This window comes from Tropicibacter alexandrii (assembly GCF_003667315.2).
In the GTDB taxonomy this organism is placed as follows: Bacteria; Pseudomonadota; Alphaproteobacteria; order Rhodobacterales; family Rhodobacteraceae; genus Tropicibacter; species Tropicibacter alexandrii.
Window position 1 is genome coordinate 36,677 of sequence record NZ_RCTZ02000011.1, and the last position, 24,872, is coordinate 61,548.

At 64.7% G+C, this 24,872-nt stretch carries 27 protein-coding genes; 8 read left to right on the forward strand and 19 right to left on the reverse strand.

The annotated features are described in order from the left end of the window. The first annotated feature begins 5 nt into the window (after positions 1 to 5). Positions 6 to 614 carry a phage tail protein gene (locus D8Z78_RS14740; RefSeq protein WP_240672136.1) on the forward strand — a complete coding sequence of 203 codons (609 nt, stop codon included), beginning with the start codon at positions 6 to 8 and terminating at the stop codon, positions 612 to 614. A 53-nt stretch (positions 615 to 667) separates the two neighbouring features. Here D8Z78_RS14740 and scpA read toward each other — a convergent pair whose 3' ends face one another. Further along, on the reverse strand, positions 668 to 2,803 hold the full coding sequence (gene scpA / locus D8Z78_RS14745) for a methylmalonyl-CoA mutase (protein ID WP_121631627.1): 2,136 nt from the start codon (positions 2,801 to 2,803) through the stop codon (positions 668 to 670). Then, entirely contained in the window at positions 2,766 to 3,695 is a 930-nt protein-coding gene (locus D8Z78_RS14750; protein WP_121631626.1) for a hypothetical protein, read from the reverse strand. The genes scpA and D8Z78_RS14750 overlap by 38 nt, the downstream gene beginning before the upstream one ends. A 172-nt stretch (positions 3,696 to 3,867) precedes the next feature. On the opposite strand from D8Z78_RS14750, the gene D8Z78_RS14755 reads away from it, so the two are divergent. Beyond that, positions 3,868 to 4,338 carry a DUF4174 domain-containing protein gene (locus D8Z78_RS14755; RefSeq protein ID WP_121631625.1) on the forward strand — a complete coding sequence of 157 codons (471 nt, stop codon included), beginning with the start codon at positions 3,868 to 3,870 and terminating at the stop codon, positions 4,336 to 4,338. Position 4,339: 1 nt separating this feature from the next. On the opposite strand, the gene D8Z78_RS14760 is transcribed toward D8Z78_RS14755, so the two are convergent. From D8Z78_RS14760 to D8Z78_RS14795, 9 genes are all read right to left on the reverse strand, one after another. Next, a complete protein-coding gene (locus D8Z78_RS14760; RefSeq protein WP_121631624.1) occupies positions 4,340 to 4,867 on the reverse strand; it encodes a hypothetical protein in 528 nt (175 codons plus the stop codon). Between the two features lie 63 nt (positions 4,868 to 4,930). Further along, positions 4,931 to 5,296 carry a hypothetical protein gene (locus D8Z78_RS14765; RefSeq protein ID WP_121631623.1) on the reverse strand — a complete coding sequence of 122 codons (366 nt, stop codon included), beginning with the start codon at positions 5,294 to 5,296 and terminating at the stop codon, positions 4,931 to 4,933. Beyond that, entirely contained in the window at positions 5,293 to 7,293 is a 2,001-nt protein-coding gene (locus tag D8Z78_RS14770) for an acetyl-CoA carboxylase biotin carboxylase subunit (RefSeq protein WP_121631622.1), read from the reverse strand. The genes D8Z78_RS14765 and D8Z78_RS14770 overlap by 4 nt, the downstream gene beginning before the upstream one ends. A 119-nt stretch (positions 7,294 to 7,412) precedes the next feature. Beyond that, complete coding sequence (locus D8Z78_RS14775) at positions 7,413 to 7,628, reverse strand: hypothetical protein (protein ID WP_121631621.1); 216 nt, start codon at positions 7,626 to 7,628, stop codon at positions 7,413 to 7,415. A gap of 316 nt (positions 7,629 to 7,944) precedes the next feature. Continuing rightward, entirely contained in the window at positions 7,945 to 8,346 is a 402-nt protein-coding gene (locus tag D8Z78_RS14780; RefSeq protein ID WP_121631620.1) for a hypothetical protein, read from the reverse strand. Positions 8,347 to 8,448: 102 nt separating this feature from the next. Next, positions 8,449 to 8,595, reverse strand: a complete 147-nt coding sequence (locus D8Z78_RS24645; RefSeq protein ID WP_164932975.1) for a hypothetical protein — start codon at positions 8,593 to 8,595, stop codon at positions 8,449 to 8,451. A gap of 214 nt (positions 8,596 to 8,809) precedes the next feature. Next, complete coding sequence (locus tag D8Z78_RS14785) at positions 8,810 to 9,298, reverse strand: DUF6497 family protein (protein WP_128910796.1); 489 nt, start codon at positions 9,296 to 9,298, stop codon at positions 8,810 to 8,812. Beyond that, entirely contained in the window at positions 9,295 to 9,633 is a 339-nt protein-coding gene (locus D8Z78_RS14790) for a hypothetical protein (protein ID WP_121631667.1), read from the reverse strand. Before D8Z78_RS14790 ends, D8Z78_RS14785 begins: the two co-directional genes overlap by 4 nt. Before the next feature lie 39 nt (positions 9,634 to 9,672). Further along, a complete protein-coding gene (locus tag D8Z78_RS14795; RefSeq protein ID WP_121631618.1) occupies positions 9,673 to 11,205 on the reverse strand; it encodes an acyl-CoA carboxylase subunit beta in 1,533 nt (510 codons plus the stop codon). A 189-nt stretch (positions 11,206 to 11,394) separates the two neighbouring features. Between D8Z78_RS14795 and D8Z78_RS14800 the strand changes: the two genes are divergently transcribed. Beyond that, complete coding sequence (locus D8Z78_RS14800; protein ID WP_121631617.1) at positions 11,395 to 12,621, forward strand: multidrug effflux MFS transporter; 1,227 nt, start codon at positions 11,395 to 11,397, stop codon at positions 12,619 to 12,621. 50 nt (positions 12,622 to 12,671) lie between these two features. Continuing rightward, entirely contained in the window at positions 12,672 to 14,072 is a 1,401-nt protein-coding gene (locus D8Z78_RS14805; RefSeq protein ID WP_121631616.1) for a helix-turn-helix domain-containing protein, read from the forward strand. On the opposite strand, the gene D8Z78_RS14810 is transcribed toward D8Z78_RS14805, so the two are convergent. The 5 genes from D8Z78_RS14810 to D8Z78_RS14825 form a co-directional block, all read right to left on the reverse strand. Beyond that, positions 14,057 to 14,746 carry an N-acetylmuramoyl-L-alanine amidase gene (locus D8Z78_RS14810; protein WP_240672137.1) on the reverse strand — a complete coding sequence of 230 codons (690 nt, stop codon included), beginning with the start codon at positions 14,744 to 14,746 and terminating at the stop codon, positions 14,057 to 14,059. The two genes, D8Z78_RS14805 and D8Z78_RS14810, sit on opposite strands and share 16 nt — an antisense overlap. Beyond that, the gene (locus D8Z78_RS24990; RefSeq protein WP_240672138.1) at positions 14,736 to 15,446 is read right to left on the reverse strand and encodes a hypothetical protein; all 711 of its coding nucleotides are present in this window, start codon (positions 15,444 to 15,446) and stop codon (positions 14,736 to 14,738) included. Before D8Z78_RS24990 ends, D8Z78_RS14810 begins: the two co-directional genes overlap by 11 nt. Before the next feature lie 34 nt (positions 15,447 to 15,480). Further along, on the reverse strand, positions 15,481 to 16,968 hold the full coding sequence (gatA, locus tag D8Z78_RS14815; RefSeq protein WP_121631666.1) for an Asp-tRNA(Asn)/Glu-tRNA(Gln) amidotransferase subunit GatA: 1,488 nt from the start codon (positions 16,966 to 16,968) through the stop codon (positions 15,481 to 15,483). Then, entirely contained in the window at positions 16,968 to 17,255 is a 288-nt protein-coding gene (gene gatC / locus D8Z78_RS14820; protein ID WP_121631614.1) for an Asp-tRNA(Asn)/Glu-tRNA(Gln) amidotransferase subunit GatC, read from the reverse strand. Before gatC ends, gatA begins: the two co-directional genes overlap by 1 nt. Positions 17,256 to 17,339: 84 nt before the next feature. Beyond that, positions 17,340 to 18,062, reverse strand: a complete 723-nt coding sequence (locus tag D8Z78_RS14825; protein ID WP_121631613.1) for a hypothetical protein — start codon at positions 18,060 to 18,062, stop codon at positions 17,340 to 17,342. Positions 18,063 to 18,234: 172 nt separating this feature from the next. Here D8Z78_RS14825 and D8Z78_RS14830 point away from each other — a divergent pair, with 172 nt between their 5' ends. Next, complete coding sequence (locus tag D8Z78_RS14830; protein ID WP_121631612.1) at positions 18,235 to 18,927, forward strand: metal-dependent hydrolase; 693 nt, start codon at positions 18,235 to 18,237, stop codon at positions 18,925 to 18,927. 47 nt (positions 18,928 to 18,974) lie between these two features. Here D8Z78_RS14830 and D8Z78_RS14835 read toward each other — a convergent pair whose 3' ends face one another. Continuing rightward, positions 18,975 to 19,514, reverse strand: a complete 540-nt coding sequence (locus tag D8Z78_RS14835; protein WP_240672139.1) for a hypothetical protein — start codon at positions 19,512 to 19,514, stop codon at positions 18,975 to 18,977. An 87-nt stretch (positions 19,515 to 19,601) separates the two neighbouring features. Between D8Z78_RS14835 and D8Z78_RS14840 the strand changes: the two genes are divergently transcribed. Both D8Z78_RS14840 and D8Z78_RS14845 read left to right on the forward strand, forming a co-directional pair. Further along, entirely contained in the window at positions 19,602 to 20,606 is a 1,005-nt protein-coding gene (locus D8Z78_RS14840; RefSeq protein WP_121631611.1) for a hypothetical protein, read from the forward strand. 51 nt (positions 20,607 to 20,657) lie between these two features. Beyond that, positions 20,658 to 21,806 (forward strand): beta propeller repeat protein, encoded by a 1,149-nt coding sequence (locus tag D8Z78_RS14845; protein WP_121631610.1) that lies wholly within the window; start codon positions 20,658 to 20,660, stop codon positions 21,804 to 21,806. A gap of 191 nt (positions 21,807 to 21,997) precedes the next feature. On the opposite strand, the gene D8Z78_RS14850 is transcribed toward D8Z78_RS14845, so the two are convergent. Then, the gene (locus D8Z78_RS14850; RefSeq protein WP_121631609.1) at positions 21,998 to 22,570 is read right to left on the reverse strand and encodes a hypothetical protein; all 573 of its coding nucleotides are present in this window, start codon (positions 22,568 to 22,570) and stop codon (positions 21,998 to 22,000) included. A gap of 213 nt (positions 22,571 to 22,783) precedes the next feature. On the opposite strand from D8Z78_RS14850, the gene D8Z78_RS14855 reads away from it, so the two are divergent. Next, the gene (locus tag D8Z78_RS14855; RefSeq protein ID WP_121631608.1) at positions 22,784 to 24,073 is read left to right on the forward strand and encodes an O-acetylhomoserine aminocarboxypropyltransferase/cysteine synthase family protein; all 1,290 of its coding nucleotides are present in this window, start codon (positions 22,784 to 22,786) and stop codon (positions 24,071 to 24,073) included. A 34-nt stretch (positions 24,074 to 24,107) separates the two neighbouring features. On the opposite strand, the gene D8Z78_RS14860 is transcribed toward D8Z78_RS14855, so the two are convergent. Further along, positions 24,108 to 24,791 (reverse strand): SIMPL domain-containing protein, encoded by a 684-nt coding sequence (locus tag D8Z78_RS14860; protein WP_121631607.1) that lies wholly within the window; start codon positions 24,789 to 24,791, stop codon positions 24,108 to 24,110. Positions 24,792 to 24,872 lie beyond the last annotated feature (81 nt).

The following is a 24,872-nucleotide window of genomic DNA, read 5'->3' on the forward strand; positions in this document are numbered from 1 at the left end:
ATACCATGACAAGCACGACATTCCTGCGCGGCACGCTGGCCGCACTTGGCATCGCGACGGGCGGCTTTCTGGGCATGAGCGCCCCGGCACAGGCCGACCCGCTGCAACCCTATATCGGCGAACTGATGACCTTTGGCGGCACGTTCTGCCCACAAGGCTGGGCCGCCGCCGATGGCCAGCTTCTGGCTGTCAGCAGCAACGATGCGCTGTTCTCGTTGCTGGGAACGATCTATGGCGGGGACGGGCGCACGACCTTTGCCCTGCCCGATCTGCGCGGCCGCATCCCCGTGCATCACGGCACCGGGCCCGGGCTGAGCAATCATCGGATCGGACAGATGGGCGGCGGCACGGCGGTCACGCTGCAAGTCGCCAACCTGCCCCCGCACAGCCATCCGGTGAACGGCATACAGGCCGAAGGTGATCTGGCAAGCCCCTCGGGGGCGTATCTCGCCGCCGGGGACGAATTGCCCTATCACAATGGCCCGGCGGACGCGGTGATGGACCCGGGCATGGTCGCGCAAGCGGGCGGCTCGGTGTCGGTGCCCCTCAACCCGCCGCTTCTGGGTCTGCAGTGGTGCATCGCGCTGGTCGGGATCTACCCGTCGCGCAACTGACCTTCGGGTGACCCATGGCGCAGGGCGGGGCTGTCCCCCGCCCTGCCCCGAAATCAGAGGTCGCCGCGTGCGTCGCGGATCAGCCGCAGGATATCCTGCGCCGCCTCGGGGATGTTGGTGCCGGGGCCAAAGATCGCCTTGACGCCGGCGGACTTCAGGAATTCGTAATCCTGATGCGGGATCACCCCGCCACAGATCACGATGATGTCGCCCGCGCCCTGATCCTTCAACGCTTGCACCAGTTGCGGTGCCAGCGTCTTGTGACCTGCGGCCTGTGACGAAATTCCCACCACATGCACGTCGTTGTCGATGGCATCCTGCGCCGCCTCTTCGGGCGTCTGGAACAACGGGCCGACATCGACGTCAAAGCCGATATCGGCAAAGGCCGTAGCGATCACCTTGGCGCCGCGGTCATGCCCGTCCTGCCCCATCTTGACCACCAGCATGCGCGGGCGGCGGCCCTCGACCTCGGCAAAGTCATCGACCGCCTTCTGGATCGCGGCAAAGCCCTCATCGCCCTCATAGGCGGCACCATAGACCCCGGCCAGCGTCTTGACCTCGGCCCGGTGGCGGCCGAACACCTTTTCCATCGCCATGCTGATTTCCCCAACAGAGGCCCGGGCGCGCGCGGCTTCGACCGCCGCTTCGAGCAGGTTTCCACCCTCGCGGGCGCGCCGTTCCAATTCGTTCAGTGCCGCATCGCAGGCCGCCTGATCGCGGGTCGCGCGGATCTTTTCCAGCGCCTTGACCTGACCGCTGCGGACCTTGGCGTTGTCGATGTCGAGAATGTCGAGATCGTCCTCCTTTTGCAGGCGATACTTGTTCACCCCGACGATCACATCGGTGCCCCGGTCGATATCGGCCTGACGGCGGGCGGCGGTTTCCTCGATCCGCAGCTTGGGCATGCCCGAGGCCACCGCCTTGGTCATGCCACCCATCTCGTCGACCTCTTCGATCAGCTTCCACGCGGCCTCGGCCAGATCGTGGGTCAGCTTCTCGACATAGTACGACCCGGCCAGCGGATCGACGACCTTGGTCACACCGGTCTCTTCCTGAAGGATCAGCTGGGTGTTCCGCGCAATGCGCGCGCTGAATTCGGTCGGCAGCGCGATCGCCTCGTCCAGCGCGTTGGTGTGCAGCGATTGCGTCCCACCCAGAACCGCGCTCATCGCCTCATAGGCGGTGCGGATCACGTTGTTATAGGGGTCCTGTTCGGTCAGGCTGACACCGCTGGTCTGACAGTGCGTGCGCAGCATCTTGGACCGCGGGTTCTGCGCGCCCAGATCGGTCATGATCCGGTGCCACAGCATCCGCGCCGCGCGCAGTTTCGCGACCTCCATGAAGAAGTTCTTGCCGATGGCAAAGAAGAACGACAGGCGGCCTGCGAACTTGTCGATATCCATGCCCGCCTCCATGGCGGTTTTGACGTATTCCTTGCCATCCGCCAGCGTGAAGGCGAGTTCCTGCACCAGCGAGGCGCCCGCCTCTTGCATGTGGTAGCCGGAGATCGAGATCGAGTTGAATTTCGGCATCTCGTTCGAGGTATATTCGATGATGTCCGAGATGATCCGCATCGAGGGTTCGGGCGGATAGATATAGGTGTTGCGGACCATGAACTCCTTCAGGATGTCGTTCTGGATGGTCCCCGAAAGCACGCCGCGATCATGGCCCTGCTCCTCGCCCGTCACGATGAAGTTCGCCAGGATCGGGATCACCGCGCCGTTCATCGTCATCGACACGCTGACCTGATCCAGCGGGATTCCGTCAAACAGGATCTTCATGTCCTCGACAGAGTCGATGGCCACGCCCGCCTTGCCGACGTCGCCCACGACCCGTTCGTGGTCGCTGTCATAGCCCCGGTGGGTGGCAAGGTCGAAGGCCACGGACACACCCTGTTGCCCCGCCGCCAGCGCCTTGCGGTAGAAGGCGTTCGATTCCTCGGCGGTCGAAAACCCCGCATATTGCCGGATCGTCCAAGGACGGCCCGCATACATCGTCGCCTTCACCCCACGGGTGAACGGGCCAAAGCCCGGCAGGCTGCCCATATGCGGCAGGTCCTTGGTATCCTCGGCCGTGTAAAGCGGCTTGACGGGGATATCTTCGAGCGTGTGCCAGGTCAGGTCGTCGAGGCTGCGCCCGCGCAATTCCTTTTCAGCGAGTTGGCGCCAGTCTTCGGGCAGATCGGTCATTGTCATGTCCTCTTCTTGTCTGGCCCGGGCCGGGGTTGATCCCCGGTCGCTGCGGGCCGTCATCTTCTGTCAGTTTCGCAAGGCCATCGGCCCCGGCACGCAGCCAGAACAGGTCGTCGGCATAGGTTTCGCGCAGGCGCATGGCGTGTTCGAGGCTAAAGGGCATCCAGCGCCCCTCGCCCGGCAATTGGTCGGGGTCCTCGCCGCGCTCCGCCAGCGTCCCGCGCAAGGCGGCCAGGTCGGCGCTGCGATTGGCCCAGTGTTCGCCCGGATGGGTCGGCGGCGCGGGCTGGCCTGTCATCAGGTGCAACAGGCTGTCGGGGCGTCCGGCATAGCGTTCGAACGGGGTCACGGCGATTTCCGCGCCCGGACAAGCGCAGGCGATGTCGGCAATCACGTGCCGCCAACTGCGCGGGCTGTCCGTCAGCCGGTCCAGCAGCGCGGCATCCGGAAGGCTGCCACCGCGCGGCAACAGGAAGGCCAGCGCCGAGGCCCACCACAGTTCCAGCGATCTGATCTGGAAAGAAACCCTCGTGATCTCGCCAAAGCCCGCATGGACGCGGGCCATCCGTTCGCCCACATCCGGGTAAAGCCGCCCGGCGCGCAGCGATTTGCGGCAGGTGCCGATCAGATTCTCGTCCGAGACGATCAACTGCACCTTGCCCTTGCGGGCCGCCGCCTCGACATTCATCCGCACCCGGCCCGCCATGCGGCGCGCCTGTTTCGGGCCCGGCGCGCGATCCGCGAGACCGTCGAGCAGGCCGGTACGGGTGCGCCACGGCCCCCAGAACCCGATCTCCTGCGCGTCCAGCGCCGTGCGGTGTGCCCGGACGTAGTTCTGAAAACTCGTCGTCCCGGTGCGATGCGCACCGATATGCAAGATAACTTCCATCCGGACCGATTCCCCAACCTCGCGCGGCCCCCGGCGGGGGCCTGCATGTCTGCGTGTCCAACAGCATGCGCGCGGCTTCGTGATGATCCTGTTAAAGGTAAAATTTTGCTGTTCTGGGAGGGCATGGCCCTGTGCAGACCCGTCAACACGACATATATGCTTGGACATGAACATGTTTTTCATCGCCCTTGCAGCGGTTTGGCTAACCGCCTCTCCGCTGGCCGCCCAAAACGCCGCCCCCGAGGACGAGGCTCTGGCCACGATCGACCCGGAAGAGATCATTCTGCCCGCCGCCGACGTGACCCTGGACGAGTTCCTGTGGCTGAAACGGCCTGTCGTGGTCTTTGCCGACAGCGCCGCCGATCCGCGATACGTGCAGCAGATGCAGTTGATCCTCGAGCGGCTCGACCCGCTCGAAGATCGCGATGTGGTGGTCATCACCGATACCGACCCGGGCGCGCGCAGCGATGTGCGGCAAAAACTGCGGGCGCGCGGTTTCATGCTGGTGGTGCTGGCCAAGGACGGCACCATCGTGATCCGCAAACCATCCCCTTGGGACGTGCGCGAAATCAGCAGGTCCATCGACAAGCTGCCGCTGCGCCAGCAGGAAATACGCGACCGGCGCGACGCGCTTCGGAATTGAGCTAGACGTTGCCCCGCATGAACAGCAGCAGCATTTCCGGCGGGTAGATCATCAACAGCGCATTGTGCGCCGGGTCGTAGATCGTCACCGCCTGTGGCGAGGTGATGACGGCGTGAAAGCCGTTGGAAATCGCCGGGTCCTTGATGCAATCCAGCGCCGGGCCGACCCCCGCAGACACAAGGCCCAGCCCCGCAGGCAAATCCAGCGACATGATCCCGCGCGACACCTCGTGCGGGGTGACCCCCGGCATGTCGAACCAGACCGCGCGCCCCTGTTTGATCAACAACAGCGCCTCGCGGAAGTCGTGCACCTGCCGTGGCCCGGCAGAGCGCAGCGTGTCCGCCGCCAGTTCGAACACCGCAATCGTGCAGGTCGATTTCGAGACGAAGTGTTTCGTCTGCGCGAGAAAGACCCATTTCCTGAGATAGTCCCTCAGCTCCTCTTCCTCGTCGAGCGCGCAGGCGGTCAGCGCCAGCACCATCGCCAGCCCCGCAAGCCCCCGCATCAGCCATCGTCGCAAACCCGTCATGAGGCGGGACGATACAGGCCAATCCTGAAGGATGCGTTTCCGCGCGATATGAAAGAGGCCCGATCACCGGCGCGTCATCCGCAATCCGCCAAAGGCAAAGACACCCAAGGCACAGGGCACCAACGCCTCCCACGGGGTCAGGCCCGCATAGATCAGCCCCGTCATCGCAGCAAAGCCCGCGATCACCAGCCCCAAGGCCCCGGCAAAGACCGGCATCAGGGCCGCGCCTGCCATGACCCGCATCACACCCGCATAGGTCAGGGTCGCCAGCACCACGGCCAGCGCCCCGATGACCAGATGCCAGACAAGGGGCGAGCCCTTCAGCCCGGCGAACAGGGCCACGCCCCCCTCGCCCGCGCCGAACAGCACGGCCAGCCCGGCGCCAAACGCCAGACCATGCCGCAGCCAAAGCCCGCCCCGTGTCATCATTCGAATTCCATGATCACCGCGTCAACGGCAAGGCTGTCGCCCGCCTCTGCGTTGATCTTGGACACCACGCCCTTGCGCTCGGCGCGCAGGATGTTTTCCATCTTCATCGCCTCGATGGTGCAAAGCGCCTGCCCCTCCTGAACCTCGTCGCCCTCGGCCACGTTCACCTTCACCACCAGACCCGGCATCGGGCAGAGCAGCATCTTGGACGTGTCGGGCGGCAGTTTTTCCGGCATCAGCTTGGCCAGTTCGGCCTGACGCGGGGTGCGCACATGCACCTTGAGGTCGGCCCCGCGCGAGCGGATGCGGAAGCCTTGGGTGATCTTGTCGACCTTCAGCACCAGCCCCTCGCCATCGACCAGCATCCGCGCGAGGCTGTCGCCAGGCGTCCAGTCACCCTCGACGCGGGCCTTGGTCCCATCGGCGAACTTGACGGTGGAGCCGTCGTGATCCGCCTCGATGGTCGTGTCGAAATCGACCCCTTGCAGCGCGACGTTCCATTCGGTGCCGACGCGGCGTTCGTGGTTGTCCAGACGCCCCGACACCCGGGTGCGGCGGATTTCGGCGACACGGTTCATGGCGGCGGCGGCGGCGGCGATCTTCTTCAGCCCGTCCTCGCCCAGCGTAACGCCCTCGAAGCCCTCGGGGTATTCCTCGGCGATAAACGCGGTGGTCATGTCCCCGCTGATGAATTTCGGGTGATCCATCACGGCGGCGACGAAAGGCAGGTTGTGACCGATGCCTTCGACCTCGAAACTGTCGAGCGCATTGCGCATCACCTCGATCGCCTCGGCGCGGGTCGGTGCCCATGTGCACAGCTTGGCGATCATCGGGTCATAATACATGCTGATCTCGCCGCCCTCGTAGACGCCGGTATCATTGCGCACGATGCCTGCGCCCAGCTTGCCTTCGGCAGGCGGACGGTAGCGGGTCAGACGACCGATAGAGGGCAAAAAGCCGCGATACGGGTCCTCGGCGTATAGACGGTTTTCGATGGCCCAGCCGTTGCGCTGCACGTCCTCTTGCTTGATCGACAGCGGCTCGCCATTGGCGACGCGGATCATCTGCTCGACCAGATCGACGCCGGTGATCAGCTCGGTCACCGGGTGTTCCACCTGCAAACGGGTGTTCATTTCGAGGAAGTAGAAGTTCCGGTCGCCATCGACGATGAATTCCACGGTGCCCGCCGATGCATAGCCCACGGCCTTGGCCAGCGCGACGGACTGCTCGCCCATCGCCTTGCGGGTGGCCTCGTCAAGGAAGGGGCTGGGCGCCTCTTCGACCACTTTCTGGTTGCGGCGCTGGATCGAGCATTCGCGCTCGTTGAGGTAGATGCCGTTGCCATGCGCATCGCACAGCACCTGAATCTCGATATGGCGCGGTTGCGTCACGAATTTCTCGATGAAGATGCGGTCATCGCCAAAGCTGCTGGCCGCCTCGTTCTTGGACGACTGGAAGCCCTCGCGGCATTCCTCATCGTTCCACGCGATCCGCATCCCCTTGCCGCCGCCGCCAGCCGAGGCCTTGATCATCACCGGATAGCCGATCTCGTTCGAGATCTTCACCGCCTCCTCGACGTCCTCGATCAGACCCATATAGCCGGGCACGGTCGAGACATTGGCCTCCTGCGCGATCTTCTTCGAGGTGATCTTGTCCCCCATCGCCTCGATGGCCTTCACCGGCGGCCCGATGAAGGCGACACCGGCGGCTTCCAGAGCCTCGGCGAATTTCGGGTTCTCCGACAGGAAGCCATAGCCCGGATGCACCGCCTGCGCGCCGGTCTGCTTGATGGCGTCCATGATCTTGTCGATCACGATATAAGACTGGTTGGCGGGCGGCGGGCCGATATGCACCGCCTCGTCGGCCATCTCGACATGCAGCGCGTGCTTGTCCGCGTCGGAATAGACCGCGACGGTCTTGATGCCCATCTGGCGGGCGGTCTTGATGACCCGGCAGGCGATCTCGCCCCGGTTGGCGATCAGGATCTTTTCGAACATGTCTGTCCCTTCTTTATTGGCCCGCACGGGCACACGTCACGGCATGAAAAAACCGCCCACGGGCATCGGGGCCCGGGGCGGTTGGTGATTGATCTGAGGCGGGCGCGTGGCCCGTGGAATTACTGCGTGTCGCGGCAGAGTTCGGGCGTGACATCGTCGCAGACGATCCCAGCCGCGCCACCGACAGCCGCGCCTGCGGCAACGCTGCGCCCGGTTGCCGCAGCGGTTGCGGCCCCGACACCGGCGCCGAGCGCGCCACGTTCGAAATCCGTGCCTTCGCAGGCCGCGAGGCCAATGCAGGCGATGATGGCAAGGGTGAAGGTCTTGAAGGGCATTTCACTGTCTCCGTTCGGTTCAGGGCCGCGCGCAGGCGCGCCCCGTGTATGTGACGGAGAAACGCGCGACCCGCGCCGACGGTTCCCATGCAGGTGGTCCAAAATACGCCCCGCCCGCCGAAAGGGCGGAGGTCACGCGATGGGGACTGCACGTGACCTCCGCAAGGGGAAGGGATGGGACAGGCCCGTGTCGACATGCGGGCGCGGGCCTGACCCGAGATCACGGTGCCAGATTGCCGAACGCGCGCAAGCCCGTCGCGCGAGCCGCCGACTCTATCGGCGGTTGATTGCGCAAATTGCCTGTCCACGCGCGGAATCATGCCCAATCGTCCTCGTCATCCTCTGCGTCGAGGTCGTTTTCATCGAAGGCGTCTTGATCGAAGGCGTCCGGAAAGGAGGTCCGCGCAAGGCGTTCGTCGATGACCAGAAGCGCGTCATAGCTGGCGGGATCGAACGGCTCTTCGGCGGGCTTTACCTCGCGCCCGAACAGCCACGACAGGCGCCCGGCATCCAGATTGCCGCGCTCGAAGGGCTGGTCGCCGAAATGCTCCCACAGCGCCTTCATGAAGGCGGCATCGGCGCGCTTGTCGGCGGGGCGGCGGTCGCGATAGCGTTCCAGCCGCTTGAGCGGCGTGACGCCCTTGGGGTTGGCGCGGCGAATGACGAATTGGAAATCGGTGCCCGGCATGCGGCCCGGGAAGCCACGGTGCTTCAGCATGCGCCCCCCTCCTGTGCTTGCGTGGAAAGGGTCAGGTGAAGCGCGCGCCCGGATGCGGGGCGCGAAAGCGGGACGGACGCGAACGCCCGCCCCGAATAAGTCTTACTTGTACTTGCCTGTGTAGACCGGCTCGACGCTGATCGGCTCGGGGTCGACCACGACGTATTCTTCTTCCGGTGCGTTGCCACCGCATGCGGACACGCCTGCGACGAGCGCGAACATGGCAAGCAGTTTGATGCTCTTGGACATCTCTTACTCCTGTCACTTTCATTGAAACCGACCGGGCGTATGTACCCTGCCTGTCCCCGTTTCGAGGTACCGATTGCTTGGGTGCAATCGTCCCACAAGATAACGCGCGACCTGTGGAAAAGATACGCACGGCTCGGCAGAAGTCCGGCCTGTGACAGAGAAGCCTCAGAAAGTTGTCCACATGAGAGTCGGCCCGCAAGATATTGTGGTCTCATCAAAAAGCCTCCCAGATGCAGGAGTCGTTTTCGACGGTGAAACTCTCGAAAAACTGCGTTGCGTCGGGGTCCATAACGCCGAAATCGATCGGTTTGGACATCAGGGCGATGACGACTCTTTCGGGATCGGCTTCCGATTCAGAGAGTCGCGGCAGCGCGAAACCGGCGCAGAGCAGGCCGAAATCATCGGCCAGATCGCCATAGGTCAGCGCCTCTCCGCCCAGCCCCTGGACCACGAAGCGCAGGCGGTAGGTGGGGGCCTCGTCGATGATGTCATGGAACTGGTAGACCACGCCCGAGCCAGTCTCGACCGGTTCGGCAGAGACCCCTGCCCCAAGGCTCAGGACGGTTGCGATGATGGATAGACTGGCGCAGCAGCCCCGACCCCGTTTCCAGGCTCCTCCCGCCGGGGCTGCGCGCGCTCCGGACGTGTCCGGAGCAGTAACATCGGTGCGGAGACCATCCGCTGCAAACACCCGCGCGCTCATGCGTCGCGCTCCTTTGCCCAGGCGATCCAGCGCGCACGATGGGCCGGGTCCTGAAGCAACTCGCGGATTTGCGTTTCGACCCCCGGCACGTTGGTGGGCAACCTGCCCCCGGCCGTCACGGTCAAGCCGTCTTCCGCTGCGGCAATCTGTATCACGGGGGAAAATCCGCGCAACCCCTTTAATGCGCGCCAAAGATCCTGCCGGATCTGACGCGCCAGACGCCCCCGCCGGACGGCGGGAAAGCGCGCATCGGCGGACACGTCGAAACGCGGCGGCCATTGGCGGGCCAGCGTATAGCTGCCCGCCGCACGCGCCTCGTGCCAGCCGCCTTTCACGCGCCGCGGCGCGGTCTGATCCCCCCCGTTCGACATGGCTCAGAGCGGAATATTGTCGTGCTTTTTCCACGGGTTCGTCAGCTGCTTGTTGCGCAGCATGGCGAACGCCTTGGACACGCGGCGGCGGGTCGATTTCGGCTGGATCACCTCGTCGATAAAGCCGCGCTCGGCGGCGACGAACGGGTTGGCAAAGCGGTCTTCATATTCCGCCGTATGGGCCGCGATCTTCTCCGCATCGCCCAGATCGGCGCGGTGGATGATCTCGGTCGCGCCCTTGGCCCCCATCACGGCGATTTCTGCCGTGGGCCAAGCATAGTTCACGTCGCCACGCAGGTGCTTGGACGCCATCACGTCATAGGCCCCGCCATAGGCCTTGCGGGTGATGACGGTGACCTTGGGGACGGTCGCCTCGCCATAGGCGAACAGCAGCTTCGCGCCGTGCTTGATGACGCCGCCATATTCCTGAGACGTCCCCGGCAGGAAGCCCGGCACGTCGACGAAGGTCAGGATCGGGATTTCGAAACAGTCGCAGAACCGCACGAACCGCGCGGCCTTGCGCGAGCTGTCGATATCCAGACATCCGGCCAGCACCATCGGCTGGTTGGCGACGACGCCCACGGTCTGGCCTTCGAGCCGGATGAAGCCGGTGATGATGTTGCCGGCAAAGTCCTTCTGGATTTCGTAGAAATCGCCCTCATCCGCAACCTTGGTGATCAACTCCTTCATGTCGTAGGGCATGTTGGGGTTTTCGGGGATCAGCGTATCGAGGCTGCTTTCCAGCCGCGTCACATCGTCAAAGAAGGGCCGGACGGGCGGCTTTTCGCGGTTGTTCAGCGGCAGGAAGTCGACCAGACGGCGCACCTCGGCCAATGCCTCGACATCGTTTTCAAACGCGCCATCGGCGACCGAGGACTTTTTGGTGTGAGTCGACGCGCCGCCCAGTTCCTCGGCGGTGACGACCTCGTTGGTCACAGTCTTCACCACGTCGGGGCCGGTGACGAACATGTAAGACGAGTCTTTGACCATGAAGATGAAGTCGGTCATCGCGGGGCTGTAGACCGCGCCACCGGCGCATGGCCCCATGATGACGGAAATCTGCGGCACCACGCCCGAGGCCATGATGTTGCGCTGGAAAATCTCAGCATAGCCACCCAGAGCCGCGACGCCCTCCTGGATACGCGCACCACCGGAGTCGTTCAGGCCGATCACCGGCGCGCCATTCTGCACCGCCATATCCATGATCTTGCAGATCTTTTCCGCGTGGGTTTCGGACACCGAGCCGCCCAGAACGGTGAAGTCCTGCGAGAAGACATAGACCATGCGGCCGTTGATGGTGCCCCAGCCGGTCACGACGCCGTCGCCATAGGGACGGTTCTGTTCCATGCCGAAATCGGTGCAGCGATGCGCCTTGAATGTGTCGTATTCCTCGAAGCTGTCCTCGTCGAGCAGCAGTTCGATGCGCTCGCGCGCGGTCAGCTTGCCCTTGGCGTGCTGCGCGTCGATGCGTTTCTGCCCGCCGCCCAGACGGGCATTTTCACGGCGATCCTGCAATTCCTGGATAATGTCTTTCATCTGGCGGCCCCTTTTGATCTGGCGGGAACATACTATGCAAACGCAGCATCACAAGGATTTCCTCGCAAATTTGCAAACATGGAAAAGTCAGCAATGTGAAAATTGCAAATGCGCGAAGCCACGTGCAATGATACATGCCGACGTCATGTAATTATTGCCAAGGCCCACGAAGCGCACTAACACCACGGAATGTCCAATGCTGCACCCGTGCGCTTTCTCGATCGCGCCACCCCGCCCCATATCTCGACCCTGATCCTGATGGCCGGCATGTCCGCGCTGGTCATGAACATCTTCGTGCCCAGCCTGAACGCCATGGCGGACTGGTTTCAAGCGGATTACGGGCTCGTGCAGTTGTCGGTCTCGGGCTACCTGCTGATGAACGCCATCTTGCAGATCTTCATCGGACCGATGAGCGACAAGATGGGGCGGCGGCCGATCATCCTGTGGGGCACGGCGATCTTCCTGCTGGCGACGCTGGGCTGCCTGCTGGCGACCGACATCTACGTCTTCCTGATGTTCCGCATGGCGCAGGCCACCATCGTCGTGGCGATGGTGCTGAGCCGTGCCGTGGTGCGCGATCTCTATCCGCCGGATGAGGCCGCAAGCCGCATCGGCTATGTCACCATGGGCATGTCCGTCGTGCCGATGCTGGCCCCTGTCGCGGGGGGCGCGCTGGCCGAGGCCTTTGGCTGGCAGTCGAATTTCTGGGTGATGTTCCTGTTTGGCGCGGCGCTCTTGTGGCTGTGCTGGCAGGATCTGGGCGAGACGGCTGCCAAAAGCGGCCTGACGCTGGGCCAGCAGTTCCGGGAATACCCCGAATTGCTGACCTCGCCGCGGTTCTGGGGCTATGCCCTGGCCTGCGCGTTCTCGTCGGGGGCGTTCTTTTCCTATGTGGGCGGCGCGTCCTTCGTCGGGTCCGAGGTGTTCAACCTCAGCCCGACCGTGCTGGGCCTGTATTTCGGCGCGCCCGCGGTGGGCTATTTCCTCGGCAACTGGGTGTCGGGCACCTATTCCGCCCGCGTCGGGATCAACCGCATGATCCTGTGGGGCGGCTTCATCATCCTCGTCGGCATGGCGCTGTCGATGATGATCTTCGCGCTCGACATGGGATCGGCGCTGACCTTCTTTGGCTTCATGACCTTCGTCGGCTTCGGCAACGGCATGACCATCCCCAACGCCACCGCAGGCGCATTGTCGGTGCGCCCGCATCTGGCGGGCACGGCCAGCGGGCTGGCGGGCGCGATCATGCTGCTGGGCGGCGCGGCGATGTCGTCACTGGCGGGGGCGCTTTTGGCACCGGAAACCGGCGCTTGGCCGCTCTTGTGGCTGATGCTCTTGTCGGCAGTCACCTCGATCATGGCCATCCTTCTGGTCATCCGGCGCGAGAAACGGCTCGCGGGGCTGGACCTCGCCTGAGCAATCTGCAAATTTGCATTTGATATGCAAAGCTGCAAAGGGCGTCAGGGATGGCCACACAAAAGCTGTATGCAGGCGCAAAGCTGCGCGACATCCGCACGCGCCTGTCGCTGACGCAGAAGGATTTTGCCACCAAGCTGGGCATCTCCCTGCCCTATCTGAACCAGATGGAGAACAACAACCGCCCCGTATCGACGACGGTGGTGCTGTCTCTCGCGCAGGAATTCGGGTTCGACGTCACGGAACTGGGTCAGGGCGATGCGGAACGGCTGGTCTCGGACATGCGCGAGGCGCTGGCCGATCCGGTCTTTGGCGAGGCCGCGCCGCAATTGGCCGATCTGCGGCTGACCGCGTCGAATGCCCCTGCCCTCGCCCGCGCCTTTCTGGCGCTGCACCGGGCCTACAGGCAAACCCATGAGCGGCTTGCCTCGCTGGACGAGGCGCTGGGGCGTGAGGGTGCGCAACTTCAGCCCAGCCCGTGGGAGGAGGTGCGCGACTTCTTTCATTACTGCGACAACTATATCGACGCGGTGGACCGCGCCGCCGAGCATTACGCCAGCATCCTGCAAGCCGATGGCGACATCCGCAAAGCCGCCGTCACCCGCCTGACCGCGCGTGGCATCACCGTGCGCCTGTCGCAGACCGCGCCGATGCGCGCGTTTGACACGGACAAGCAGGAACTGACGCTGTCCTCGCTCTTGCCGGTGGAAACGCAGACCTTCCAACTGCTGGTGCAGGTGGCGCTGTTGCGGCAGAACCAGTTGCTGGACGCCACGCTGGATCTGGCGCGTTTCCAGTCCGAAGAGGCCCGCGCCATCGCCAAGCTGGGTCTGGCGAACTATTTCGCCGGGGCGGCGATGATGCCCTACAAGGCGTTTTTGGCGGCGGCGCAGGAAACCCGCCACGATCTGGAACTGCTCGCCGCGCGCTTTGGCGCGTCCATCGAACAGGTCGCGCACCGGCTGTCGACCCTGCAAAGGCCCGGCGCCAAGGGCGTGCCCTTCTTCTTTGTCCGGGTCGATCAGGCCGGGACGATCACCAAGCGCCACTCCGCCACCCGGCTGCAATTCGCGCGCTTTGGCGGGGCCTGTCCGCTGTGGAACGTGCACCGGGCGTTCGAGACGCCGGGGCGGTTTTTGCGGCAGCTGGCCGAAACCCCGGACGGCGTGCGCTATATCAGCCTCGCGCGGGACGTGTCCAAGACCGGCGGCCATTTCGGCGCGCCCGTGCGGCGCTACGCGATTGCGCTGGGATGCGAGGTCCGTCACGCGGCGGGGTTGGTCTATGCCGACGACATGGACTTTACTCGCGCCGCCAGTTTCGAGCCGATCGGCATTTCCTGCCGCATCTGCGAGCGGACGAATTGCCACCAACGATCGGTCCCGCCGCTGGAAAAGCGCCTGTCGATCACGCCCACCCGCCGTGACGTGCTGCCCTACAAGCTGGAGTGACCCGGCCCGGGATAGCGCGCGGCGAGCGACGCCATCAGGCTGCGGTCCACGTCATCCAGCGGCCCATCGGCCCAAGGGCGAAACCGCATGCGGACCGCATTCAGCACGTCCTCTGGCCGCGCATTGGTCGTATCATACCCGAAACGCCCCGCATCGTGCAGGAAATCCCCCGGCTCGGCGGGGTCGGGCCAGACGGCGAGGCCCTGCCGCGCCAGCCGTTTCCAGTCGAACCGCCGTCCCGGATCGATCTTGCGCCCCAGCGCAGTATCGGAATGCGCCACCACGCCCTCGGGGCCGATCCCCCAACGCGCCATGATGCCCTGCATCAGACGCTCCAGCGCGTCCATCTGCGGCGCGGCAAAGGGCTGCGCCCCGTCATTGCAAATCTCGATCCCGATGGAATGGGAATTGACGTCCCGCAAGGCGCCCCAAGCCCCTGCCCCCGCATGCCACGCCCGGTCGGCCTCGGCCACCAGCTGCCACAGGCGCCCATCCTCGGCCAGCACGTAATGCGCGGACACCTCGGCCTTGGGATTGCACAGCCAGTCGCGCGCGGCCTCGGCCGAGGCCATCGCGGTGTAGTGGAGCAGGATCAGAGAGGGGCGCGCGTCCTCGCGGCGCGACCCGACATTCGGCGAGGGGCACCAAAGCGCCCCGTCCGCCTCAGCCGCCACGGGCCGCGCGGAAGGGGACAGGCGTCCACGAGCAGGCGAACCCGTCCCCGTCCGGGTCCACGCCCTTGCGGTCCCGTTCCGGCCCGCCAGAGGCAAGGAAATCCTCTTGGGCCAGATCTGCCGAGGCGTAGCTGCCGCAGGCGCGCTGATACCTTGCCTCGGCATTGAAGCCGCCCCGTTTATACAGCGCCGTGCCCACCGGGTTGGTGGTGCGCAGCGCGTATTCGACGATATTCGGGCGGTTGGTGCCGGGGCGATTGGGCAGTGCCTCCGGCTGAACCACCTGATATTGCGCGCGATTCTGGGCGATCAGGGCGGCATCCTGCTTGATGTCACGCTCGGCGGAGACGGCGGCGAAGTCGTTCTCGCCGGAAATGCCCTGCTCATTCGCGACGATCTGCGGCGCCGGGTTGTTGGGCGAGGCCTCAAGCGGTTCGATCCCGGAATTCAACGCCGCAGCGCGGGCGGTGGCGGCGGCATCCTGCTGGGCGTCCAGCGCGGAGGCTTGGACATCCGGCGCGCCGGGCACGCTGATCGGCTGGCCGGAGGCCAGCGCCTGTTCGCGGGCTGCCTGATAGTCGGTGTAATTGCCAAAGCCCACGCCCTGCCCGGTATCCACGACACCGGCACCGCTATCGGGCACAGAGGTCGTACACGCGGACAAGGCCAAAGCCGCCACACCACAAAGAAAATACCGCATCTGCCAGGTCCTGCTCAGGGTCTTTGGCGGGCCTTTACCACCATTTCGCCGGTTTGGAAACAAAGCCTGCGGATTGTTCCAGCGCATAGGCGGTATTCAGCAAATCGCCTTCCTCCCACGGGCGGCCAATCAGTTGCAGACCCAAGGGCAGCCCCTGCTTGTCGAGCCCGGTGGGGATCGCGATGCCCGGCAGACCGGCGAGGTTGACCGTCACGGTGAAGACGTCGTTGAGGTACATCTTGACCGGGTCGGCATCCTTCATCTCGCCAAGGCCAAAGGCCGCAGACGGGGTCGCGGGCGTCAGGATCGCGTCGACGCCAGCGGCGAAGACATCCTCGAAGTCCTTCTTGATCAGGGTCCGGACCTTGCGCGCGCGGTTGTAATAGGCGTCGTAGAAACCCGCCGACAGGACATAGGTGCCGATCATGATGCGGCGCTGCACTTCGGGGCCGAAGCCCTCGGCGCGGGTCTTTTCATACATCTCGGTGATGCCGTCGCCCTGCCCCAGCTTGGCGCGGTGGCCGTAGCGGACGCCGTCATAGCGGGCGAGGTTCGACGACGCCTCGGCGGGCGCGATTACGTAATAGGCGGGCAGCGCGTATTTGGTGTGCGGCAGGCTGATATCGACGATCTTTGCGCCGGCATCCTGCAACATCTTGCGGCCCTCGGCCCAGAGGGCCTCGATCTCTTCGGGCATGCCATCCATATGATATTCCTTGGGAATACCAATGGTCTTGCCGCGAATGTCGCCGGTCAGCATGGCCTCGAAATCCGGGACCACCAGATCGGCAGAGGTGCTGTCCTTCGGGTCATGGCCGCACATGCTTTGCAGCATGATCGCCGCGTCGCGCACGTCCTTGGTCATCGGCCCGGCCTGATCGAGCGACGAGGCAAAGGCGATGATGCCCCAACGCGAGCAGCGGCCATAGGTCGGCTTGATGCCCGTAATGCCGGTGAAGGCGGCGGGCTGGCGGATGGACCCACCCGTATCGGTACCCGTCGCGCCAAGGCACAGGTCGGCGGCGACAGCGGCGGCAGAGCCACCAGACGAGCCACCCGGCGTCAGCGCCGCGTCGTCATTGCCACGCCGCCACGGGTTGACCGCGTTGCCATAGGCCGAGGTCTCGTTCGACGAGCCCATGGCGAATTCGTCCATGTTGAGCTTGCCCAGCATGACGGCGCCATCGTTGAACATCTGCGTGGTTACGGTGGATTCGTATTCCGGCTTGAAGCCGCCAAGGATGTTCGAGGCGGCTTGAGAGGCGACCCCCTTGGTGCAGAACAGGTCCTTGATCCCCAGCGGGATGCCGCAAAGCGAGGGCGCGTCGCCCGCCTTGATCCGGGCATCGGCGGCCTTGGCCATTTCACGCGCGATTTCGGGCGTATCATGCACGAAAGCGTTCAGCGCCTTGGCCCCGGCAATCGCGTCAAGGCAAGCCTCGGTCAGTTCGACAGAGGTCACGTCGCCCTTGCGCAGCGCGTCGCGGGCCTCGGAGATTTTCAGCTTGGTCAGGTCAGACATCATTCCACCACCTTCGGCACGGCAAAGAACCCTTCGCGGGCGTCGGGCGCGTTCTTCAGCACCTTGTCCTGCATGTTGCCATCGGTGACGCCGTCGGTGCGGCGCTTCAGCCGCATGGGCGTGACCGAGACCATCGGCTCGACCCCGTCCACGTCGACCTCGTTCAACTGCTCGATGAAGCCGAGGATATCGTTGAATTCCTGCGCGAGCGCGGGCAGCGCATCGTCTTCGACCTTGATGCGGGCGAGCTTGGCCACTTTCGCGGCGGTCTCCTTGTCGATCGACATGGGGCGGGCCTCTTTGCTTGGGTTTGGAATGCGCTTTACCGCCATGGGCCGCGCATCGCAAGCAGGAGCCGTGCCGCGCCCCGCTCAGCGCTGCGCGCCTGCCATGTTCTTTTGCGCATCCGAGGACAGCACCTGCAACTCTTCGGCCAGCGCCTTGAACTCGGCCGCGATGAAGGCGATGCCCCGCCCCTGATCGCCCAGCTTGTTGGCCTCGATCGCGGCGTTGATGGCGACGAGGCGCACATGGGTCGATATCTTTTCCATCCGGGTCAGCGCGCCGCGCGTCGCGGTCATTGCCTTCTCTGCCCTGTCCAGTTCGGAATCGCGTTGCTGATCGATTTCAGCCCAGACGATGTCGCAGAAATCGGTCAGGGCGGTCATGTAACCGCGACGGCGCACCTCGTAATGGTCGCGCAACGCGGGGCCGAGATCCTTTGACCCGGCCTCGGCGGCGGTGGCCACCCGGCGCGAGACCTGCGCCATCCGGGTGAGATAGTCTGGCAGATCGGGCTTTTGCGCGACGAATCCCACCAGCCAGGCGCAAAGCGGTTCCGGGAACTTGTCCCACGGGTCCCTGCCCGACGTCACCAGTTGCGCGGTGCGTTCGATCCAGGCGACGGTGTCGATCAGGACCGCAAGGTGATTGTCCCGCTCAGCCGTGGTTTCGCGCCCGTCCGGGTCGGGCCGGTGCAGCAATTCCCCGAACAGGGCCACGCGCACCGCGCGCGAGCGCGCCTCTGCAAGGAGGTCCACCATGGTGCGACGCGCGGCAGTCCGGCTGCCCGCCTCGGAGTGATTCATCTGCATTCGGCTTCTCCGCTTTCGCGAGAGTTTTAGGAGATATGTCTTTACCAAGTGTTGCTTCCGCAACAATGCTTCGAAAATTCGACACATCGATCTCGCGGCGCCGGTCCCCACGACCGCTGGTCTTGTGCCGCTTGGGCGCTAGGGTCGGTGCAGGAAATTCAAGGAGGATGACATGAAGATCGTTTGGATGGGCCATGGCAGTTTTCGAATCGAGATCGGCGATCAGGTTCTGCTGATCGACCCGTGGATCAACGGGAACCCGATGATGGAGGGGCAGGACAGCGCGCAGGTTCTGGACGGCGCCACGCAGATCCTTGTCACGCACGGGCATTTCGACCACACGCAGGACATCGTCGAGGTTTCGAAAAAGACCGGCGCGCCGGTCAGTGCGATGTTCGAACTGGCGCAGTACCTGTTCGGTCAGGGCGCGACAGAGGGCAATGCCTTCAACAAGGGCGGGATGCTGCAATTCGGCGAAGTCGAGGTCCACATGGTGCCCGCCTCGCATTCCTCCTCGATCGCGGTGGACGGTCGCGGCGTCTACATGGGGGCAGAGATCGGCTACGTGATCCGTGGCGAAGGCAAGACGATCTACTTCTCGGGGGATACGACGGTGATGGCCGACATGAGTTGGATCGGCGAGTTCTACAAACCCGATATCGGCATCCTGTCAGCCGGCGGTTACTACACGATGGACATGGCACTGGCCGGGTTCGCCGCAAAGAAATACTTTGATTTCAAGACGGTCATCCCCTGCCACTACCGCACCTTCCCGGCCTTGGAGCAATCCGCCGACAAGCTGACAGCGGCCCTGCCCGGGGTTGACGTCATCGAACCGCAAGTCCTGCAAGCCATCGAGCTTTGATGGTGGGCGGCGGGGCGCGGCCCCGCCCTGCGGCCTGACGCGCAGGGTCAGGGGATCATCGCCCCGCGGCGGTCATAGGTGGCGCGGTCGGTGGTCAGATCGTCATAGACCAGCTCGACCGTCATGGTCTGGACATGGCCCAGCGGATATTCCCGATAGGGCAGACCGTCCTCGGGCAGGATCGCGTTCGGCGCGTTCGTGTCCTCGTGGCAAGCGGGCAGCGGCCAGGGTTGCAGCGCTTCGCCATTCACGCCGAAATGGATCGCCACCAGACCGCAGCGCCAGGACCAGAGCTGGGTCACATAGACCAGATCCTTGCCGTCGAATTCCCGAACCGCCAGCCAACTGGGCCGCGTTGCCTGCAGGATCGGCTTGACTTCGAGCGCCGTCAGAAAGCGCCCCGTCGCCACCTGCTGTTCCGCCGCGTAGGGCAGCGGTGCGGGGGCTTCCTGCACCGGGGGCTGATAGCCGGGGGGCGCCTCTTCGCCGCCCATGCGCGGCTGGACATCGGCACTGCGCGGCGCATCGGCCCCGCCCCCGGCGACGCCCACCCCGAGAGCGATGATGATGAGAACGAGATCGAGCATGGTAAGGCCTTCCGATAAATTCATGCTGCGGGCTTTTGGAGGCTTCCCTTCCCGCCTATAGTGCCCGAAAACACGGGCAGATCGATCATGGCACGCAAGGCGGCGCAGGCTCAAACGGTAAATCTTGTCATTGTCGGGCAGGCCGGGCGCCTGCAATACGAGGCGGTGCTGTTCGCCGCGTCGCTGGCCGCATCCGGCACGTCGGATCGCTTTCGCCTGTTCGTGGCCGAACCGCAGCCCGGCCCGCTCTGGCCCACCGATCCGCGCATCAAGGATGCCGAGACGCGCGAGTTGCTGCGCGAGCTGGGCGCGACCATCCTGCCCTTCGACAGCCTGCATTTCGGCGCCGCCTACCCCTATGGCAACAAGATCGAGGCGCTGCTGGCCCTGCCCAAGGGCGAGCCCTTCGTGTTCTTCGACACCGATACGCTGGTGCTGTCACCGCTGGACGATGTGCCCTTCGACTTCAAACGCCCCACGGCCTCGATGCGGCGCGAGGGCACATGGCCGCAGATCGAACTCTACGGTCCCGGCTATACCGACATCTGGAAGTCGCTCTATGACCGGTTCGGGCTGGATTTCGACAGCAGCCTCGACCTGAGCCAGCCGGACGAATACTGGCAACGCTACCTGTATTTCAACGCGGGCTTCTTTTTCTACGAATGCCCGCATGTCTTCGGGCAGCGTTTTCTGGACTATGCGTTGGCGATCCGCGACGACGCGCCCCGCGAACTGGTTTGCCAAAGCCTCGACCCGTGGCTGGATCAGGTCGCCCTGCCGCTGGTGATCCACGCTTTGGGCGGTGGGCGCGCCACCCTGCCCGACGGCTTGCTGGATGGTTCCGTGACGTGCCACTACCGCGTTCTGCCGCTGCTCTATGCACGCGAACCCGACAGCGTGGTCGACCTGCTAGCCCGGATCACGGAACCGAACCGCGTCAAGAAGGTGCTCAAACAATACGACCCGTTCAAACGCATGATCTACCAGAATCGCGGGTCCAAGGTCCGCGCCCTGTTCGACCGCGACGACCTGCCCCGCAAGGAACAAGCAATCCGCAACCAGATCAAGCGCGAGGGCTTCTGGATGCGCTAGGTCGGCGCGCGGACCCGTGTTAGCCTGCCCCCGCGCAAAGGAGGGTCGGGTATGGCGGATCGCGTGAGGATACTGGTGGGCACCAGCAAGGGGCTGTTCGTGCTGACATCCGAGGATGGGCGGCAAAGCTGGCAGATGACCGGCCCGCATTGCGGCGGCTGGGGCATCAACCATGCCATCGGCGCGGGTGACGCGCTTTGGGCTGGGGGCGGCAGCGCATGGTGGGGCGCGGGTGTCTGGCGCTCGACCAATGGCGGCGGCGATTGGGACCTGGTCAAGCTTGCCGATGGCCAGATGGACGCATGGGCGCGCAACGACCCGGATACGGCACGGATGCTCGGCATCACCGACGTGCCACCCCCCGCCCCCTATTCCGGTCGGGTGGAGGCGATCTGGTCGCTGGGTCGCGCCGGGGACAGGCTGTATGCCGGGGCCAAACCCGCGACGCTGTTTGCCTCGGACGATGGCGGCGCAAGCTGGGACTGCGTCGAAAGCCTGACCGACCACCCCTCGGCCGACAGCTGGCAACCGGGCGCCGTCGGCCTGACCCTGCACACCATCGTCAGCGATCCCGCTGACACGGCCCGCATGTGGCTGGGCATCTCCGCCGCCGGGGTATTCGCCACCGAGGATGGCGGCACCAGCTGGGAGCGCCGCAACCGCCTGTCCAACGCCGACAGCTGCGGCCATACCCACCACCCGGCAGGCCCGCGCGACGGCGAGACCGGCCATTGCGTCCACAACATGATGCGCGGTCCCGATGGCACGCTCTGGCAACAGAACCACCACGGCGTCTACCGCTCCGGCGATGATGGCCGCAGTTGGGAAGATGTGACCGAGGGCCTGCCCTCGCATTTCGGCTTCCCGATCGCCGTGCATCCGACCAAGGCGGGCACGGCCTTCACCCTGCCCCTGAATGGCGACACCGAGGGCCGCTACCCGCCCGATGCCAGCGCCGCCGTCTGGCGCACCCGCGATCACGGCGCCACGTGGCAGGCGTGCCGCACCGGCCTGCCACAAGAACACTGCTATTTCACCGTGCTGCGACAGGCCATGGCCGTCGACCAAACCGACACGCCCGGCGTCTATTTCGGCACCAATACCGGCAGCATCTTTGCCAGCTTCGACGAGGGCGACAGCTGGCAGGAACTCGCCCAACACCTGCCCACGGTCTTCTGCGTCGAAACGGTGACCGGCTGAACGCAAGCTTCGTTTCTTTGGGCCCCAAATATCCCTGCCGGAGGCATCCGACCTCGCCACTGGCGCAGGTCCATGTCTGGCATATTGCGCCGCAACACGCACCAAAACCCTGCGCGCGTCAGCGCACATTTGGATCACGCAACGCAAAAGGCCGGCGCAACCGCACCGGCCTTCCACCAAAGTTCGAAAAATCAGGCCTTTTCGACCCGCGCCAGCAGCGAATAGGACGAGATGATCTCGCCCGAGACCTGCGCGCGCATGGCCTTGCCTTCCTCGCTGCGCTTGGTCTTGGCATTGGCGGCCTTGCGGATCAGGCGGCCCAGCTGCTGGTTCAGCGGCTTTTGCTGGCGCACGCCCTTCTTGCCTTCGCCACCAATCGCGGTGTTGTAAAGCTTCATGAAATCAGCGTCTTGCGCGGCGGACTTCATCACGGTCAGGACAAAGTTCTCGTCGAACTTGCCGTCCTTGTCCAGCATCTGCGCCAGCGTCACGACATGGTCGATCACGGCGCGCTTGGCGCGCAGGCGGTCGGCCACCGGGTCGCCCTCTTCGGCCTGCTCCAGCAGGTGGGTTTCCAGCACTTTTTGCAGGTAATGGCCCAGTTCCATGCCCTCGGCCTTCGCCATGCGGGTCAGACGGGTGTGAACCTTGGCGTCCAGCGACAGCGCCACATTGGCGGTCAGCGGAGCCTTGGCCTTCTTCTTGGCCTCGGCCGCTTTTGCATCGGTGGATTTCGGGTCAACAGCTTTGGTTTCGGTCGCCATGTCAGTGTTTCCTTGCCTCAGGGTTTTAACTTTATGCCCCGGAGTTTTGTCCAAAGATCGCCGCCCGTCAACATACTTTACGTTAATGTTGGACGGGCCGCCAAGTTGTGGCGTGTTTGCATCGCTCGCCCCTGTCGAAGCATGTCCAAGAGGCGTTGTCCCTCGGCACACAATCGCATACCCCTTTGCGCACGGGACAACAGGGAGGATTCCATGACAGACGCACCCAGCTACGGTTTCGACACGCTCCAGATCCATGCAGGCGCCCGGCCCGACCCGGCCACAGGCGCGCGGCAGGTGCCGATTTACCAGACCACGGCCTATGTGTTCCGCGATGCCGAACACGCCGCCGCGCTGTTCAACCTGCAAGAGGTCGGCTACATCTATTCCCGCCTGACCAACCCGACGGTCGCCGCGCTGCAGGAACGCGTCGCGACGCTGGAAGGTGGCGCCGGGGCGGTCTGCTGTTCGTCCGGTCACGCGGCGCAGATCATGGCGCTGTTCCCGCTGATGGCGCCGGGCCGCAACGTCGTCGTGTCGACGCGCCTTTACGGTGGTTCGATCACCCAGTTCAGCCAGACGATCAAGCGCTTTGGCTGGTCGGCCAAGTTCGTCGATTTCGACGACACCGCCGCCATCGAAGCCGCCATCGACGATGACACCCGCGCGGTGTTCTGCGAGAGCATCGCCAACCCGGGCGGCTACATTACCGATCTGGATGCCATCGCGGCCATCGCCGACAAGGCGGGCCTGCCGCTGATCGTCGACAACACCTCGGCCACGCCCTACCTGTGCCGCCCGATCGAACACGGCGCCACGCTGGTCGTGCATTCGATGACCAAGTACCTGACCGGCAACGGCACCGTGACAGGCGGGTGTGTCGTCGATTCCGGCAAGTTCGACTGGTCCGCCTCGGACAAGTTCCCCTCGCTTAGCGCGCCGGAACCGGCCTATCACGGTCTCAAGTTCCACGAGACCTTCGGCCCGCTGGCCTTCACCTTCCACGGCATCGCCATCGGCCTGCGCGACCTCGGCATGACGCTGAACCCGCAGGCGGCGCATTATACGCTGATGGGGATCGAGACCCTGTCGCTGCGCATGGCCCGCCATGTGGAGAACGCCATGCGCGTGGCCAGCTGGCTCGAAAACCATCCGGCGGTGGATTTCGTGACCTATGCGGGCCTGCCCTCGTCGCCCTATAACGACCGCGTGGCGCGGATCTGCCCGAATGGCGCCGGTGGCCTGTTCACCGTGGCGCTGAAGGGCGGCTATGATGCCTGCATCAAGTTCGTCGACAGCCTGCAGATCTTCAGCCATGTGGCGAACCTGGGTGACACGCGCAGCCTTGTCATCCATTCGGCCTCGACCACCCACCGCCAGCTGACCGAAGAGCAGCAGGTGGCGGCAGGGGCCGCGCCGAACGTGGTGCGGATCTCCATCGGGATCGAGGACGCCGACGACCTGATTGCCGATCTGGATCAGGCGCTGAACGCCGCAGGCTGACCTGAAGTAGGATGGGTGATCACCCATCCTACCCTCAGTCGCCCAGCGAAAACACCACTGTCACGCGTTCGCTGACCACGGTCTCGCCCGCCGATACAGGCACGGGCGAGGCGACCTCCATCCGGGCCATCGGCGCGTCGAACATCGGCTGGCCGCCTCCGCCGCCCTCGGTGATCGTCATCACCGGACCCAGCGTCACCCCCGCCGCGCCCGCCAGCAACTCGGCCTTGGCCAGCGCATCCTTGACCGCCGCCTCGCGCGCGGCATCTTCGACCGGGCGTGGCTCGGACAGGCCGAAGCTCAGCCCCGAAAGTTCGTTCGCCCCGTCATTCAGCACCGCCTGAAGGATTTCGCCCAGCCGGTCGAGATCGCGCACCCGCACCCGGACCGTATTGGTGGCCCGATAGCCCGAAACCTCGTCGCGGCCATTCGACGAGGACCGGTCCCAGACCTGACCAAGCGACAGGTTCGCCGTCTGCACGTCACGCGCCTCGACCCCCATCTCTTCGAGCCGCGCAAGGATCGCTGCGATCGCATCGTTGCTGCGGTCGACCGCCGCAAGCGGTTCTTGCGCGATGAACTCGACCCCCAAAGACACCGTCGCCATGTCCGGCACCGCGGCGACACGCCCTTCGCCGGTCACGGTCAGGGTCGCGGGGGATTGCGCGGCCACGGGCGCGCCCAGTCCCAGGGCAAGGCACAGGATCAGGAATCGCATATCGTCTCTCCTTGGTTGAAAGCTGGCTTCACATTCGCGCGCGATTGCCGGGGCGGCAATGCCCGTTGGCCCGGCTTTCCT

Bases quoted from the DNA above. Each gene is read 5' to 3' on its own strand.
- D8Z78_RS14800 (WP_121631617.1), top strand. From the start codon at position 11,395: ATGTCCAATGCTGCACCCGTGCGCTTTCTCGATCGCGCCACCCCGCCC.
- D8Z78_RS14830 (WP_121631612.1), top strand. From the start codon at position 18,235: ATGAAGATCGTTTGGATGGGCCATGGCAGTTTTCGAATCGAGATCGGC.
- D8Z78_RS14755 (WP_121631625.1), top strand. From the start codon at position 3,868: ATGTTTTTCATCGCCCTTGCAGCGGTTTGGCTAACCGCCTCTCCGCTG.
- D8Z78_RS14805 (WP_121631616.1), top strand. From the start codon at position 12,672: ATGGCCACACAAAAGCTGTATGCAGGCGCAAAGCTGCGCGACATCCGC.
- D8Z78_RS14850 (WP_121631609.1), bottom strand. From the start codon at position 22,570: ATGGCGACCGAAACCAAAGCTGTTGACCCGAAATCCACCGATGCAAAA.
- D8Z78_RS14770 (WP_121631622.1), bottom strand. From the start codon at position 7,293: ATGTTCGAAAAGATCCTGATCGCCAACCGGGGCGAGATCGCCTGCCGG.
- D8Z78_RS14760 (WP_121631624.1), bottom strand. From the start codon at position 4,867: ATGACGGGTTTGCGACGATGGCTGATGCGGGGGCTTGCGGGGCTGGCG.
- scpA (WP_121631627.1), bottom strand. From the start codon at position 2,803: ATGACCGATCTGCCCGAAGACTGGCGCCAACTCGCTGAAAAGGAATTG.
- D8Z78_RS14840 (WP_121631611.1), top strand. From the start codon at position 19,602: ATGGCACGCAAGGCGGCGCAGGCTCAAACGGTAAATCTTGTCATTGTC.
- D8Z78_RS14860 (WP_121631607.1), bottom strand. From the start codon at position 24,791: ATGCGATTCCTGATCCTGTGCCTTGCCCTGGGACTGGGCGCGCCCGTG.
- D8Z78_RS14740 (WP_240672136.1), top strand. From the start codon at position 6: ATGACAAGCACGACATTCCTGCGCGGCACGCTGGCCGCACTTGGCATC.
- D8Z78_RS14775 (WP_121631621.1), bottom strand. From the start codon at position 7,628: ATGCCCTTCAAGACCTTCACCCTTGCCATCATCGCCTGCATTGGCCTC.
- D8Z78_RS14835 (WP_240672139.1), bottom strand. From the start codon at position 19,514: ATGCTCGATCTCGTTCTCATCATCATCGCTCTCGGGGTGGGCGTCGCC.
- D8Z78_RS14795 (WP_121631618.1), bottom strand. From the start codon at position 11,205: ATGAAAGACATTATCCAGGAATTGCAGGATCGCCGTGAAAATGCCCGT.
- D8Z78_RS24645 (WP_164932975.1), bottom strand. From the start codon at position 8,595: ATGTCCAAGAGCATCAAACTGCTTGCCATGTTCGCGCTCGTCGCAGGC.
- D8Z78_RS24990 (WP_240672138.1), bottom strand. From the start codon at position 15,446: ATGCGGTATTTTCTTTGTGGTGTGGCGGCTTTGGCCTTGTCCGCGTGT.
- D8Z78_RS14855 (WP_121631608.1), top strand. From the start codon at position 22,784: ATGACAGACGCACCCAGCTACGGTTTCGACACGCTCCAGATCCATGCA.
- gatA (WP_121631666.1), bottom strand. From the start codon at position 16,968: ATGTCTGACCTGACCAAGCTGAAAATCTCCGAGGCCCGCGACGCGCTG.
- D8Z78_RS14750 (WP_121631626.1), bottom strand. From the start codon at position 3,695: ATGGAAGTTATCTTGCATATCGGTGCGCATCGCACCGGGACGACGAGT.
- D8Z78_RS14780 (WP_121631620.1), bottom strand. From the start codon at position 8,346: ATGCTGAAGCACCGTGGCTTCCCGGGCCGCATGCCGGGCACCGATTTC.
- D8Z78_RS14825 (WP_121631613.1), bottom strand. From the start codon at position 18,062: ATGCAGATGAATCACTCCGAGGCGGGCAGCCGGACTGCCGCGCGTCGC.
- D8Z78_RS14765 (WP_121631623.1), bottom strand. From the start codon at position 5,296: ATGATGACACGGGGCGGGCTTTGGCTGCGGCATGGTCTGGCGTTTGGC.
- gatC (WP_121631614.1), bottom strand. From the start codon at position 17,255: ATGTCGATCGACAAGGAGACCGCCGCGAAAGTGGCCAAGCTCGCCCGC.
- D8Z78_RS14845 (WP_121631610.1), top strand. From the start codon at position 20,658: ATGGCGGATCGCGTGAGGATACTGGTGGGCACCAGCAAGGGGCTGTTC.
- D8Z78_RS14785 (WP_128910796.1), bottom strand. From the start codon at position 9,298: ATGAGCGCGCGGGTGTTTGCAGCGGATGGTCTCCGCACCGATGTTACT.